General features: G+C 63.6%; 13 protein-coding genes. 7 read left to right on the top strand and 6 right to left on the bottom strand.

Annotated features, from left to right (window positions below; translation table 11 throughout):
- Positions 1-141 precede the first annotated feature (141 nt).
- Complete coding sequence (locus tag GRX31_RS09830; protein ID WP_160852440.1) at positions 142-1,629, top strand: GGDEF domain-containing protein; 1,488 nt, start codon at positions 142-144, stop codon at positions 1,627-1,629.
- A gap of 32 nt (positions 1,630-1,661) precedes the next feature.
- Here the strand turns inward: GRX31_RS09830 and GRX31_RS09825 are convergent, their stop codons facing one another.
- Positions 1,662-3,482, bottom strand: coding sequence for a methyl-accepting chemotaxis protein (locus tag GRX31_RS09825; protein WP_016454855.1), 1,821 nt, complete (start codon positions 3,480-3,482; stop codon positions 1,662-1,664).
- Positions 3,483-4,276: 794 nt separating this feature from the next.
- On the opposite strand from GRX31_RS09825, the gene GRX31_RS09820 reads away from it, so the two are divergent.
- Positions 4,277-4,570 carry an H-NS histone family protein gene (locus GRX31_RS09820; protein WP_016446839.1) on the top strand — a complete coding sequence of 98 codons (294 nt, stop codon included), beginning with the start codon at positions 4,277-4,279 and terminating at the stop codon, positions 4,568-4,570.
- Between the two features lie 469 nt (positions 4,571-5,039).
- Here GRX31_RS09820 and GRX31_RS09815 read toward each other — a convergent pair whose 3' ends face one another.
- Positions 5,040-6,602: a methyl-accepting chemotaxis protein gene (locus GRX31_RS09815; RefSeq protein WP_016446838.1), complete on the bottom strand. Its 1,563-nt coding sequence runs from the start codon at positions 6,600-6,602 to the stop codon at positions 5,040-5,042.
- A gap of 352 nt (positions 6,603-6,954) precedes the next feature.
- On the opposite strand from GRX31_RS09815, the gene GRX31_RS09810 reads away from it, so the two are divergent.
- On the top strand, positions 6,955-8,130 hold the full coding sequence (locus tag GRX31_RS09810; RefSeq protein ID WP_239009385.1) for a GGDEF domain-containing protein: 1,176 nt from the start codon (positions 6,955-6,957) through the stop codon (positions 8,128-8,130).
- Positions 8,131-8,241: 111 nt separating this feature from the next.
- Here GRX31_RS09810 and GRX31_RS09805 read toward each other — a convergent pair whose 3' ends face one another.
- Both GRX31_RS09805 and GRX31_RS09800 read right to left on the bottom strand, forming a co-directional pair.
- The gene (locus GRX31_RS09805) at positions 8,242-8,421 is read right to left on the bottom strand and encodes a CsbD family protein (protein WP_016446836.1); all 180 of its coding nucleotides are present in this window, start codon (positions 8,419-8,421) and stop codon (positions 8,242-8,244) included.
- Positions 8,422-8,553: 132 nt separating this feature from the next.
- A complete protein-coding gene (locus GRX31_RS09800; RefSeq protein ID WP_237426644.1) occupies positions 8,554-8,970 on the bottom strand; it encodes an Arc family DNA-binding protein in 417 nt (138 codons plus the stop codon).
- Between the two features lie 114 nt (positions 8,971-9,084).
- Here GRX31_RS09800 and GRX31_RS09795 point away from each other — a divergent pair, with 114 nt between their 5' ends.
- Positions 9,085-9,477, top strand: coding sequence for a hypothetical protein (locus GRX31_RS09795; protein WP_160852438.1), 393 nt, complete (start codon positions 9,085-9,087; stop codon positions 9,475-9,477).
- 24 nt (positions 9,478-9,501) lie between these two features.
- On the opposite strand, the gene GRX31_RS09790 is transcribed toward GRX31_RS09795, so the two are convergent.
- On the bottom strand, positions 9,502-10,803 hold the full coding sequence (locus GRX31_RS09790) for a UDP-N-acetylglucosamine 1-carboxyvinyltransferase (protein ID WP_016454857.1): 1,302 nt from the start codon (positions 10,801-10,803) through the stop codon (positions 9,502-9,504).
- 137 nt (positions 10,804-10,940) lie between these two features.
- Positions 10,941-11,420 (bottom strand): GNAT family N-acetyltransferase, encoded by a 480-nt coding sequence (locus GRX31_RS09785; protein ID WP_016454858.1) that lies wholly within the window; start codon positions 11,418-11,420, stop codon positions 10,941-10,943.
- Between the two features lie 266 nt (positions 11,421-11,686).
- Between GRX31_RS09785 and GRX31_RS09780 the strand changes: the two genes are divergently transcribed.
- From GRX31_RS09780 to GRX31_RS09770, 3 genes are all read left to right on the top strand, one after another.
- Positions 11,687-11,872: a hypothetical protein gene (locus tag GRX31_RS09780; RefSeq protein WP_043790552.1), complete on the top strand. Its 186-nt coding sequence runs from the start codon at positions 11,687-11,689 to the stop codon at positions 11,870-11,872.
- Between the two features lie 296 nt (positions 11,873-12,168).
- Complete coding sequence (locus GRX31_RS09775) at positions 12,169-13,242, top strand: linear amide C-N hydrolase (RefSeq protein WP_160852436.1); 1,074 nt, start codon at positions 12,169-12,171, stop codon at positions 13,240-13,242.
- A gap of 305 nt (positions 13,243-13,547) precedes the next feature.
- A partial coding sequence (locus tag GRX31_RS09770) for a transposase (RefSeq protein WP_160852530.1) occupies positions 13,548-13,784 on the top strand: 237 nt, incomplete at its 3' end.

The raw sequence follows: 13,784 nt of genomic DNA, 5'->3' as shown, positions 1-13,784 counted from the left end.
GCCGCAGCACGCCAAAGGAGGGTTTTCCGATTTCCCGCTGCCCGCCGGACCGCTCGTTCCCCATGACAAGGGCATGCCCGGCATGCCCGACGAACGCGCGCAGTGTCCGGTGCCTCCATTCAGTCTCCACAGGGGAGACATATGTCATATCGCGCCGTATCTGGAGATCCGTGGATTTCACAAGCTGCAACGCCCTGGCGGGACAGCTTTGTGCTGGGCGGGGTGCTGTTTCTGTGCTCGGCCGTGGCGCTGGGCCTGCGCTCTCCGGGGCATCTGTCATCTCTGTGGCTGTCCAACGCCCTGCTCCTGGGCTGGATGCTGCGCAGCCCCGCCTACAGCCATAGACACTGCTGGACGGCGGCCGCCGTGGCCATGGCGTTGGCCGAATGGTTGTCGGGCAGCCCGCTTGACCAGACCCTGTGGCTGACTTTCGCCGATCTGGCAGCCGTGGCTTGCGGCTGGGTGATGATGCGGCGCCTGCCGCTGCGGGTGCGGCAGATGCGCTCCCCCTCATCGGTGCTGCACCTGGTGATGTGCAGCCTGCTTGTGAGCGTGGTCGGCGCCGTGCTGGGCTCGGTGAGCATGCACCAGCTGATGCATTGGCCCTGGCAGCCCATGATGGCCATGTGGTTCAGCAGCGAGCTGATGCACATGACCCTGTTGCTGCCCGTTCTGTTGAGCTTTCCCGCAAGCCTGGAGCCGCTGTCCTGGCGTGGCCAGCCGTTCAGGCAGATCGTGCAGGCCCTGCTGCCGCTGTTGGCCCTGGTGATCTCCGAGGCCATTGCCATCTACCTGGGCGGGCCGGGCGCGCTGTCCCTGAGCATGCCGGCCATGCTGCTGTGTGCCATGCGCTACCGGCTGTTCGTGGTCGCCCTGCTCAACCTCGCCAGCTGTGCCATCAAGCTGGCCACATTTTCAGATGTACTGCTCACCTCGCCCAGTTCCGAACTGGAGACCACGTTCTCGTTCCGCCTGGGCCTGGCCATGCTGTCCATAGGCCCGCTGGCCGTGGCCTGCACGCTCATGGCCTTCAAGGACATGCTCAGCAAACTGCGCCATGCAGTGAACCACGATGCGCTGACCGGCCTGCTGGCACGCACCAGCTTTCTGGAGCGCGCTCAGCGCACGCTGGAGCGCCTGCAGCGCGAGCACCAGTCGGGCGCCATGCTGATGCTGGACCTGGATCACTTCAAGCACACCAACGACCGCCACGGCCATGCCGCTGGCGACCGGGTGCTGCAGGAAGTCTCGGCCCGCCTGTCGCAGGCGCTGCGCCCGCATGAACTCATAGGCCGCCTGGGCGGCGAGGAATTCGCCGTGCTGCTGCCTGGCGCCGACTGCGCCACGGCCAGCGCCGTGGCCCAGCGGCTGTGCGAAGCCACGCGCGAAATCCGCATCGAGACAAGCGATGGCGCAACCATCTGCCCCACGCTGAGCATTGGCATCGCCTGCACGAACATGGCCCAGCCTCCGCTGGGTTTGAGCGCCTTGCTGCGCACGGCCGACACGGCGCTGTACCAGGCCAAGGCCAGCGGCCGGGACCGGTATTTCGTGGCGGGCGAGCGGCCGGACGAGGCCGGTACACCGGCCTTTGCGTGCGAGCATTCCAGGGGCGCCAAGGCGGCCTGACACCAGGCGCCGCCTCGGCGTTTTGCCCGCGCTCAGCGCAGGCGGCGGGCGCCGTTTCCTTCGTCGAGCTTGAAGCCCGCCACGGCCTGGGCCAGCTGCACGGCCTGTTGCTGCAGCGATTGCGCAGCCGCCGTGACCTCTTCCACCAGGGCGGCGTTCTGCTGCGTGACCTGGTCCATCTGTCCAATGGCGCTACCCACCTCGGCAATGCCACGGCTTTGCTCCTGGCTGGCGTTGCTGATCTCGGCCACCAGCGTGCTGAGCTTGCGCACGCCGTCCACGGCCTGGTCGATGGTGGTGCCCGCATTGCGCACCAGCCGGCTGCCCGTGTCGATCTGGCCCACGGAATCGTCGATCAGCGCCTTGATCTCCCGCGCCGCCGTGGCGCTGCGCTGGGCCAGCGTGCGCACCTCGCTGGCGACCACCGCAAAGCCACGGCCCTGCTCGCCGGCACGGGCCGCTTCGACGGCAGCATTGAGCGCGAGGATGTTGGTCTGGAAGGCGATGGAGTCGATCACGCCGATGATGCTTTCGATCTTGCGTGCCGACGCCTCGATGCCACCCATGGTCTGCACCACCTGGCCCACGGCCTCACCGCCCTGCGTGGCGATCTGCGAGGCGCTGGTGGCCAGCTCGCTGGCCTGGCGGGCATTGGCCGCGTTTTGCTGCACGGTTGCCGTGATCTGCTCCATGGCGGCTGCCGTCTGCTCCAGCGAGCTGGCCTGCTGCTCGGTGCGTGACGACAGGTCCTGGTTGCCGCCCGCGATCTCGGCCGACGCCATGCGCACCGATTCCGACGATTCGCGAATGCGCAGCAGCACCGTGGCGATCTTGTCCACGAACTGATTGAAGGACTGGCCGATCTGCGCCAGTTCGTCCCGGCCTGCCGCCGTGAGGCGGCGGGTCAGATCGCCCTCGCCGGAAGCAATGTCCTGCAAGGCATCGCGCGCCACGGCCAGGCGCATGAGCATCCGGCGCAGCACCACGGTCAACAGCACGGCCGTACCCAGCACGGAAAGCGCGGTGATGAAGGCGGCCACCTGCAGCAGCGCGCTTACGGAATGCGTGGCCTGTGCGCGGTCGATCACCACGGCCAGCGTCCAGGGCGTGCCCTCCACCTTGGCGGCATAGACCATCTGCGGCTCTCCATCGAGCACCAGGTCGGCACGTCCGCCCTGCTCGGCCAGGCGCTTGATCAGGGCCGCATCGAGCTCCGGTGCAATCGCCGAAGCGGGCTTGAGCGCCAGCTCGGGCCTGGCGTAGGCCAGCAGACGGCCTTCGCCGTCCATCAGAAAGGCGAAGCTCTTTTCCTGGGGGCGTATGGCCGCCACTTTCCTGGACATGGCCGCCAGCCGCACATCGGTGCCGACGACGGCCGTGATCGCGCCCGAGGCCCCGACCGGATCGACAAAGCTGATCGTCAGCTCACCCGTGCTGGCGTCCACGTAGGCCGGCGTGACGCCCGGACGGCCTTCCCGCACGGCCTGCTTGAACCAGTCGCGCTGGGTGCCGTCGTAGTTCTCCGGCATGGGATGAGTGAACACGGCACGCTTGTCCGCATGCACGAAGTAGGCGTCATCGAAGCCGCCGGCCTGCTGGCCTGCCAGCAGGAAAGGAATCGGGTCAGGCTGTTGCACCGCCGTTTTCAGCGAGCCGGTGATGCGCTGCTTGTCCTGGACCCAGTCGGTCAATGCGGCTGCATGGGCCTGCGTGAGCTGGCCGATGTTTTCGTCGATGCCGGACAGCGTGCTGCCGCGCGCCGTCCAGAAGGTGGCCATGGACAGCGCGAACAGCGCGGCCACTGTGATTGCCACGCAGATGAGAATCAGGCGGGCACGAAGTGTTTGAAACATGATGCGTAGTAAAGGCAAAAACGAGGGCTGTGGATGCCCACCGAGCCTATCCGAGACACACTGGCCGCCAGAGCTCAAAGAGTGCGTACTTGCCCTTGCAATTGCACGCTTCCTGGCTGCAGGTGATCCGCTGCCCCCTTCGAGCAAGCAGCGCTTTGCTCGCAACGCCACCGGGGCCTGAGTCGTCAGGTTTTTGCAAGTTATCGTCACATCCTGGACGGATGCATGCTATAGTGTCAATTTGTAACACAGACATTTCCCGCCCTGCAGGCGGGATCTTTTTGTCGCAAACGCCAGGGCCTTGCACCAGGGTCCTGCCGTTTGCGCCGCGCACCCTGTGTTTTTCCCTCCCTCATATTTTTGGGGTGCACCATGCGGCCTTTTCTTGCCCTTCCTGGACTGCCATGGATCCATGAAGACCCCTGACCAGGATCGGCAGGGAGCAGGATACAAAATGTTTCATCTTGATGCAAAGATGCCGATAAGCAGGCAGACCTGTCATTCAAGGGGAGAGAAACATGAAGCGATGCATCATCAAAGTGGCCGGCGCCTGCTACACGGCCCTGTTTCCCAGCACCTGCGCAGCGGTGGCAGATGCGATGACCCGGTTTCCATACGCCACAAAAATCAGCGTCAGACTCGCCTAGACTCAGGCAACATGGGAACCTGTTCTCAAACAGGCTCTCTGACAATACGCCTGTCGTCATCCGGGTGTTGCGCGGCAGTGTAGGCTCACTTTGCCAAAAGCTCTCCCGGATTCCTTTATATTGGCAGATCAACATTCATTGATATACATGACCACAGACTACAAGACACTGCTGCAGCAGAAAGCCCAGCTCGAAGCCCAGATCGCCGAAGTGCTCAAGACCGAAAAGTCCGGAGCCATTGCCCAGGTGCGCACCATCATCGACCAATACGGATTGACCGAGGCCGATGTCTTTCCCTCGTCCAAAGCCAAGACTGGCGCTGGTTTCCGCGTGGTCGGCGTTCCCAAGTACCGTGATCCCGCCACCGGTGCGACCTGGACCGGCCGCGGCAAGCAGCCCCGCTGGATTGAAGGCAAGGACCGCACTCCCTTCGCCATATGAGATGCGGCCTGCCACGCCCTCCGGCAGCCACTAAGCTGCGACAGAGCCCGCCAAGTGCGGGCTTTTTGTTGCCAGAAGCAAGGGGTTAACCCTATTGCCCAGAAGTTACAAATTCTTCAATGTAGTGCTGATGTGTGAGCTGAGAGGTGCCTGCATGTTTCGGTACCCAGGCAATCACAACAAGGGAAACAGCAGGTATCGCACAGGGAACTGTCCTACACCTGCACTCTCCAAAATCATGATGCCCACGTCATTGCAGCACCCGCAAGCCATGGGCATCCCGTCACGCAACGGCAAGGCCCCAACGGCCACTGGAGCAATCCGCCACCACCACGAACCATTTTCCAGCCGAGCCAGGGAGACTATCTCCTCCCTCCCCTCTCACTGACTTACCCTGGCAGGCCCGCAAGGGCCACGGCTTTTCTCTGCAACAGGACCGCCCCCGGCGGTCCTTTTTTTTCTGCACGCGCTATCGCAGGGCTGGCACAGCGTTGCCAACCTTGAACACGGCCACCATGCCCGACAGGCGCTGCGCCTGGTCGCTCAGTGCAGCCGCTGCCGCTGCGGACTCCTCCACCAAGGCCGCGTTTTGCTGCGTCATCTGGTCCAGATGGCTGACGGCCTGGTTGACCTGGCCAATGCCGTCGCGCTGCTCGGTGGAAGACGCCGTGATCTCGCCAATCATGTCCGAGACCTTGCGCACGCTGCCCACAATGTCATCCATCACCTGGCCGGCCTGGGCGACCTGGGCAGAGCCTTCCTGCGCGGCATCGACCGAGGTGCTGATCAGCCCCTTGATCTCCTTGGCGGCCTCTGCGCTGCGATGGGCCAGGGCCCGCACTTCGCCAGCCACGACAGCGAAGCCACGGCCCTGCTCACCCGCGCGGGCCGCTTCCACGGCGGCATTGAGCGCGAGGATGTTGGTCTGGAAAGCAATGGAGTCGATCACGCCGATGATGTCGGAGATGCGGCGTGCGCTGTCGCTGATGCGGTCCATGCTGGCCACCACATGGCCCACCACGGCGCCCCCGCGCTCGGCCGCCTGGGCGGCGCTGCCGGCCAGGTGATTGGCCTGGCGCGCGGTGTCGGCGGCCTGGCCCACGGTCGCGGTCAGTTGCTCCATGCTGGCGGCCGTTTCCTCCAGGTTCGACGCCGTCTGCTCGGTGCGCGAAGACAGGTTGTGATTCCCGGCGGCAATCTCGGTGGATGCAGTGGAGATCGAGTGCACGCTGTCACGCACCTCCGTCACCAAGCCACGCAGCCGTGCCGCCATGCCCGAGACCGAGCGCAGCAGATGACCGAATTCGTCCTTGCGGCTGTCCTCGGCCGACACGGTAAGGTCGCCCTGCGCAATGGCATCGGTCAGTTGCACGGCTCGCTCCAGCGGACGCGTGATGGCACGCGTCAGCACGAAGGCCAGCGCCAGTCCGGCCAGGAGCACCACGCCCTGGACAATCCAGGCCAGCACACTGGCCTGTTGGCGCGCGGCCTGGGCCTGCTCCATGGCCGCATCGCGCTGGCTGCGCTGCAGCTGCACAAAGACTTCCAGCGAGTCCACATAGCGGCCGATGGCACCCAGGTACTGTTGCTGGACGAACTCGCGGAACGCCGCGGCATCGCCCGTCAACTTGATCTCGCGGGCCCGCTTGTTCAGCGCCAGCACCTCGGCACGGATGCTGGCGATGCGCTCCAGCGCAGCCTTGTCGGCCTCGCTGGCACCCTTGACGATCTCGGCCTGCAGCTTGGTGATCAGGCCAGAGCCCTCCTTGACCCGGCCGTCGAGCAGGCGCGTCAATTCCTCATCGGTGGAGGCATTGCTGGCCAGCACCCGCTCGCCCGTGGTTTCCGTTGCGCCCTTCCATTGAATGGCCAGACCGATGCGGTTCTCATATTCGGATAGCGTCTGCATGCCCTGGTCCATGGCGCGGGCCGCCGCAAACTGTGCCCACAGCGATACCGCAAGCATCATCGCCAACAAGCCGCCCAGCGTGCCCCAAAGCTTGGCGGACACGCTCCATTGATCAAATTTCATTCGTAGAACTCTCGTCGGAAAAACTGAACAGAGGAAAGGTGAAACAACAGGCCACGCGCACTAGCGCCGGCCGTCTTCCGGTGAAAAGCCCCGCCATATCGACATGGCCCATCAATCCGGAAAAGATGACTTGCTTTTTCGTCAGAAATACCGGGAACTTGAGGCTGCGCGCGGGCAGACCCGATATCACCCGCTGTGCACAACGCGGAACAGTGCATATGCAGTGGCAAGCGCCGGTGACATCGGATGCAAAATGCAATGACGCTTGCGGCTGCCGCGCCATTGAATGCCTGGGCTTGGAAGCTGCCAGCCGCCGTCTTTCGCACCTGCAAGTGCATAACACGCTGTGGATGTGTCACTCGATACCGATCGCCTCTATGTACTGATTGCGCCACTGAGCATTTTGCTGCTCAGCTGCACGCTGGCCGTGTGCTGGCTGGTGCAGCGTCGCCAGCGCTATCTGCTGTGGATTGCCGGCGGCTATGCCCTGGTTTCCCTGGCGCTTGCATGGCAGAGCATTGCCCCCCGCGAACAACTCCACCATTGGGCCGTGTACACAGGCGCCATGTACCTGTTTGGCACCTGGTGCTTTGCGCGCTGCATGGCGGGGCGTTACGGGGTCTCGGCCCATCCCGTGCTGGGTTTGCTCATAGGTGCGGTGGTTCTGGCCGCGCTGTACTACTACAGCCGGATCCAGGTCGATCTGTGGGTACGTGTGCATTGGCTCAACACAGGCCTGGGCCTGCTGCAGTTGCTGCCGGCGCCCGCCATGCTGCGGCGCCGGCCACCGCAGGATTGGCTGGAGAGAATGCTCTACTGGTCCTACGTGGTGTTTGCCGGCTACACCGCCGCCCGGCCGCTGCTGGTGCTGGCCCTGGGCAGCACCGACCTCAATGAGATTGCTCGCTCCACCTACTGGCTGGTGACTCTGGTCAGCACGCTGTCGTTTGCTCTGCTGTTCACCCTGATGCTGCTGGCCTGCACGGTGCGCGATGTCTTCACCGCGCTGCGCCAGGAGCGCAACCACGACTCGCTGACCAACCTGCTCAACCGTCGCGCCTTCCAGGAGGCCGCCGAGCTGCGCCTGGCCGATTCGCACATGGCGCCGGTTTCCGTGCTGATCGGCGACATAGACCACTTCAAGCGCATCAACGACAGCTGGGGCCATGACTGTGGCGACCGCGTTCTGCAGGCCGTGGCCAGGACCTTGCAGCAGCATGTGCGCAGCGACGATCTGGTCTCACGCTTTGGCGGCGAGGAATTCGTGCTGCTGCTGATGCGCACCACGCCCGAGGAGGCCGAGCGCGTGGCCGAGCGCATACGCGCTCAGCTCAGCGCGGACGGCTATGTGCTGGCAGCCGGCCAGCGGATCACCATCAGCTTCGGCATCGCCCCCGTGGCCGCCAACACCGCCCTGACCGATGCGCTGACGCGCGCCGACGCCCTGCTCTACTCCGCCAAGCAGGCAGGCCGTGACCGTGTGCACGTGGCCGCGGACCCCGGCCGCAAGCTGCCCCAGACCGCCTGATAAAGGAAGCAAGGAACGCCTTGCTCGCGCTTCCGCCCGTCAAAACTCGCTGAAAAGAAAAGCCCGCCAGGGAGTGGCGGGCTTGTTCGTCATCAAGGCAGCGTGGGCGCCTTACTTTTTCGCATCCTTCAGGGCTTCCTTCACATCGCCCAGCTTTTTCTGAGCCGTGCCTTCGACCTGCTTGGCAATGCCCTTGGCCTGCTGTTCGGGGCTGTCGATCAACTCGCCAGCCTTTTGCTGCACCTTGCCTGCGGCATCCTTGAGCGTGCCCTTGATCTGATCCGTGTTCATAGCTGCGTCCTTTGCTGCAAGAGCTTCTAAAAAAGGGATGGATCCTTGCAGACCCGACGCAACGATAAGCGCGCCCCGCAAGGACAAGCGCCAGCGCTCGGCAACGATGAGCGTGGTCTCAGGCCTACAGCCTCATCTCTTCCCCGGAGCGCGGCCTGCCGCCATGCCTGTTTCGGAGCGCAGGCGTTTCAGTGCCTCGTCCACCACCGCTTCCTTGTGCGCCTCGAACAGGCCTGCCGCAGCGTCCTTGTGCTCTTGCAGCAACTGGCACAGGCGCGAAATTTCCTCTCTCAATCCCGCCGCACCCTGCTCGATCTCGGCCTGGTCGGCATCGCCGGCTTCGTCCAATTCGAAGCTGCGCCGTATGCGCGCAACGATTTCTGCATTCATGGAACGGTGGCCGGCCTTTGCCGCTTCCGAGATGCGATCACGCATGCCATCCGGAAAACGGACGATGAAGCGCTCCTGGGTTTCGCTGGGAAAGGGTTTGCGTTGCATTGCGCGATGGTACCTGCCGGATGCAAATTCAGATTCATGCCTAGTTGACATGATTCCAAGTTGGCATAAAACTCGAAACGACCCGCCCGGGGGCTGTGCAAGCCCACATCCACGCCCTCGAACCACCAGCCCTGAATCCAGGACACATTGCGCAAGGACAGAACCATGCCGGACACAGACATGCCAGCCTCCGTGCATCCTGCGCAGGCCGTCGCCAGCCCGCCCGACCCGGAGACCCTGGCAACAGACGCGCTATGCCACATCAGCGCAGCGCTGAGCGTGCTGGAAATGCATGTGGAAAGATCCAGCCGCGCCATGGTGATCGGTGTCCGCGACCTGCTGCGCGGCTATCACCTCAAGGCGGACCGCGCCGCTGCCGAGCAGCCGGTGGAGGCCCTGACCAGCAGCGTGCTGCCACAAATGTCCGCCGACCTTCAGGGCCTGCTGGAAATCATTGACCGCGTGAACGACGACGAGACGGACGACCCCATCCTCTATGCCGTGAGCTACCTGCTCAGGGCGGCCAAGAGATTCTCGGATGCGGCGGCGCAGGCCTAGCAGCCTGCGCATCGCCGCTTTCCATCACTCCTCGTTGGTCCACTCCACCCGAGCGCCCAGACTGCGCAGGTTCTCCACGAAGTGCGGATGCGCCCGGCGGATCGGCGTGGCGTTGCGGATCTCCGAGCGGCCCTCGATGCTGCTGGCGACCATGAACAGCGCAATCGCCACGCGGATGATGTAGGGGCTCTCCACCACGGCCGGCGTCAGCGGATTGCCGCCGAAGGTGACCACACGGTGCGGGTCCGAAGAAAACACATGGGCGCCGAACTTGGACAGCTCGCCCGTCCAGCCCAGCGCGCCGTCGTAGATCTTGTTCCAGAACAGCGCATTGCCCTGCGCATGCACGCCCAGCGCAATGAAGATGGGCAGCAGATCCACCGGAAAGTACGGCCAGGGAGCGGCTTCCACCTTGGTAAGCACATTGCTGGTGAACGGCGTCTGCACCTTCAGCGGCCCCGAGCGCAGCGCGCGTGACCAACCGTTCTTGTGCTCCACCTGCACGCCAAACTTGGCGAAGGTGCGGTCGATCAGCGGAAAGTTGTCCGGCGTGCTGTTGCGCACCTCCACATCGCCGCCCGTGATCGCGCCCAGCGCGAGAAAGGTGGTGATCTCGTGGAAGTCTTCCTCGAAGGTGAACTCGCCGCCGCTCAGCGGCGCGCCGCCACGCACCGTCAGCCGCGAGGTGCCGATGCCGTCGATGTCGGCGCCCATCATCACCATGAAGCGGCAGAACTCCTGCACATGCGGCTCGCAGGCCGCATTGGTCAGCATGGACTCGCCCTGCGCGGCCACGGCGCACAGCACGAAATTCTCTGTCGCCGTGACGGAGGCGTAGTCCAGCCAGTGGCGCACGGCCTTGAGCGGCTGTGCGCTGTGGATCAGCAGCGAGCCGCTGGCGCGCTCCACCTCACCTCCGAAGGAGCGGAAGATGTCCACGTGCGGATCGATCTCGCGCACGCCCAGCGTGCAGCCCTTGACGTTGTCCTCCAGCCGCGCCACGCCAAAGCGCGCCAGCAGCGGCGGCACCAGCATGATGGAAGAGCGCATCTCCTCCGGCAGGCGATGCGACGATGCATCAAAGCGCGTATCGCGATGATGCAACTGCAGCGTGCGTGTGGTTTCGTCCAGCTGCACCTCGCTGCCCAGCGTGCGGAAGATGTCCAGGATCTTGCGCACATCGGTGATGTCCGGCACGCCATGCAGCCGCAGCGGCTGATCGGTCAATAGCGTGGCGCACAGGATCGGCAACACGGCATTCTTGTTGGCGGAAGGAACGACGCGGCCGCGCAAGGGCGTGCCGCCGTGGACGATGAGATTGGACATGGGGGTGCAGCGCAAGCAGCGAAAGGACAACGCGTGATTCTAGGGTTGCCAAGCCCCCCCGGCGGACCTGCATCGGCTGCGCGCACCCGCTGTTTCAACAGGTTTCTTCTCTGGATCGCCAACCCGACAACAAAGCGTCAGGCTCTGCCCTGGAGTTCGTGCCCGTAGACGATGAAGCCACGATGCTCGGCCACCTGGTCATACAGCGCACGGCCCGCTTCGTTGGAAGACTGCGTCTGCCAGTAGACACGGCGCGCTCCCGCCAGGGATGCCTGCTCGTAGACCGCGCGGATGAGCGACTTGCCTATGCCCTGCTTGCGCCGGCGTGCATCGGCAAACAGATCCTGCAAATAGCACACGGGCTCCAGCCGCGTCGTGCTGCGGTGGAACAGGTAGTGCGCCAGGCCCACCAGCTCACCCTCGCTCTCTGCCACCAGCGCAAACACCGGCTCCAGCGGATTGAGAAAGCGCTCCCAGGTCGCCTGCGTGATGTCATCGGGCAGCGCCGTCTCGCCAGCGCGCCCGTAAAAGGCGTTGTAGCCCTGCCAAAGAGGAAGCCATTGCTGATGGTCCGCCTGTGCAACGGGCCGGATCTGAAGCGTGGGAACGGAGGACATGGAACTCCTGGCAAATGAGATGGGGATCCCGAATTCTAGGGACTGCCAGCCGCCGCAAAGCCGTTGCAGACGCGCTGCTCACACCTGTGAAGACCTGCGGACAGGCCGCACAGCGCGTGCGCAAAACACATACGCAGCGTACAGCCCCGGCCTACATGCGGCCACAAACTTGACCCGCACGGAAACGCCGCGAAACCAATTGAAATAGATCCCGTCAGAGGCCGCGCTCCCCAAAGGCTTCCGAAATCACATGACGGAGATACAAGATGCATCGAGTCGTTCCCGCAGAAAGCTTCAACCCGGACCCGGATGCCCGCTACCACCGCAGCCTGCTGGAAGCCTTTCCCGTGCGCGGCGGCCAGCAGCTGTTGCTGCTGCGCATGGAGCCAAGGCCTCTGCTGGAACGCCTTTCAATGCTCGGGCTGCGCATTCTGAACCGCATCCGCAATTGAACTGGCAAGAACCACCAAACACTCCCGAGAGCTGCACGATGCGCCACCTCTTCCTCGTCTTCCTGTGGTCTGCTATCTGCGCCATCTCCTTTGCGGTGGCGATGCTGGCCAGCCCCATGTTCAGCCACGCCATCTGACAGCGGTGCCCTCTGCACCCGCATGCGCGCAGGCTCATGCGCGGCATCTCCAATGACCGCCAGTTTGCCGGCCCGCCTTTTCACAAGGCGGCCATTTCTGACCTGGGTACGAATGACGCACTACACTGCGCCAGTCCATTTGCCTGCAAAGGAGTTGCCATGAAGAAACGCAGACTGCAGATTCACCCCGTAGTGGGCGCATTGCTGATGGGAATTGCCGGCCTTACGGCCCTGCCCAGCACCTGGGCCTGCACCCGCCTTGTCTTTCTTGGTGCGAATGGCCAGGTCGTCACCGCGCGCTCCATGGATTGGAAAAGCGACATCGTCAGCAATCTCTGGGTGCTCCCGCGTGGAATGGAGCGCTCAGGCAAGGCAGGCCCCAACTCGTTGCGCTGGACGTCCAAATACGGAAGCGTCATCACCTCGGGCTATGACGTCTCCACCACCGATGGAGTCAATGAAGCCGGCCTCAACGCCAACCTGCTCTGGCTGGTGGAGTCCCAATACCCGGCCTTCGGTGCGGGCAGCAAGCCTGGCCTGACCATTGCAGCCTGGGCGCAATACGTGCTGGACAACTTCGCCACCGTCCAGGAAGCCGTTGCGGCGCTGGAGAAAGAACCTTTCACCATCGTCTCCGACAACGTTCCCGGAGAGAACCGGCTGACGACGCTGCATCTCTCGATGTCCGACGCCAGCGGCGACAGCGCCATCGTCGAGTACATCAATGGCCGGCAGGCGATACATCACGGCCGGCAATACCAGGTCATGACCAATTCGCCGACATTTGATCAGCAATTGGCTCTCAACACCTATTGGCAGCAAGTGGGCGGCACCACCATGCTGCCCGGCACCAATCGCGCCGCCGATCGATTTGCCCGCGCATCCTTCTACGTCAACGCCATCCCCAAAAGTCAGGACCCCAACAAGGCGCTGGCCAGCGTCTTCAGCGTGATCCGCAACGCCTCGGTGCCCTACGGCCTGAATACGCCGGAGGAGCCCAATATCTCGTCAACCCGCTGGAGAACCGTTTTCGACCACCAGCGCAAGCTCTACTTCTTCGAATCAGCGTTGACGCCAAATACCTTCTGGATAGACCTCAAGGCACTCGACTTCAGCCAGAAAACCGGCAAGGTTCTCAAGCTGAATCTGGGCCCAGACCAGAACCACACCTTCTCGGGCGATGCCACGCGGCAGTTTCAGGAATCATTACCGTTTCAATTTCTAGGCATCTAGGGAAAAAAAAGCGAGCAGAAACACCAAATCAACAACGGCCGCTGGCGGCCCCCAACTTTGCACGGTGCCTGCAGGCATCACAACCATGACCGTTACCGTCATCGGCGGGGGCGGCGCGATGGAAGGGCCCGTCAGGGCAGGCCTCAGCACTGATCGGAGTTCTTCCTGCAAACCGCGCCCGTCGGGTGCGCCCAAGCGGAAAATCATCTGGTAGCCTGCATGCAAGCGAGGCGATCAGTGCCTCTTAGAGTGGCTAACACCACTTCGTCACAGGCCCCCGCAGAGCAGTTATGCTCGCTGCCCTCATGGCACGACGACCTGTAAGCAAAGAACTGTGGCGACAGCTACAACCCCTCATCCCTGCCTTCGTACCTTCCGCCAAAGGCGGTGCGCGCAAGCTCGCAGTCAGCGATGAAGCCGCCCTCAACGGCATCCTGTTTGTGTTGCAAACAGGCATTCCGTGGGAAGACCTTCCCCAATCCCTTGGGTACGGCAGCGGCATGACTTGCTGGCGCCGCCTACGCGACTGGAACGCCGCTGGT

It is taken from the genome of Delftia sp. CH05, from assembly GCF_009827015.1.
In the GTDB taxonomy this organism is placed as follows: domain Bacteria; phylum Pseudomonadota; class Gammaproteobacteria; order Burkholderiales; family Burkholderiaceae_C; genus Comamonas; species Comamonas tsuruhatensis.
The sequence above is the reverse complement of the archived record's forward strand: the minus strand, read 5'-3'. Positions and strand labels throughout refer to the sequence as shown.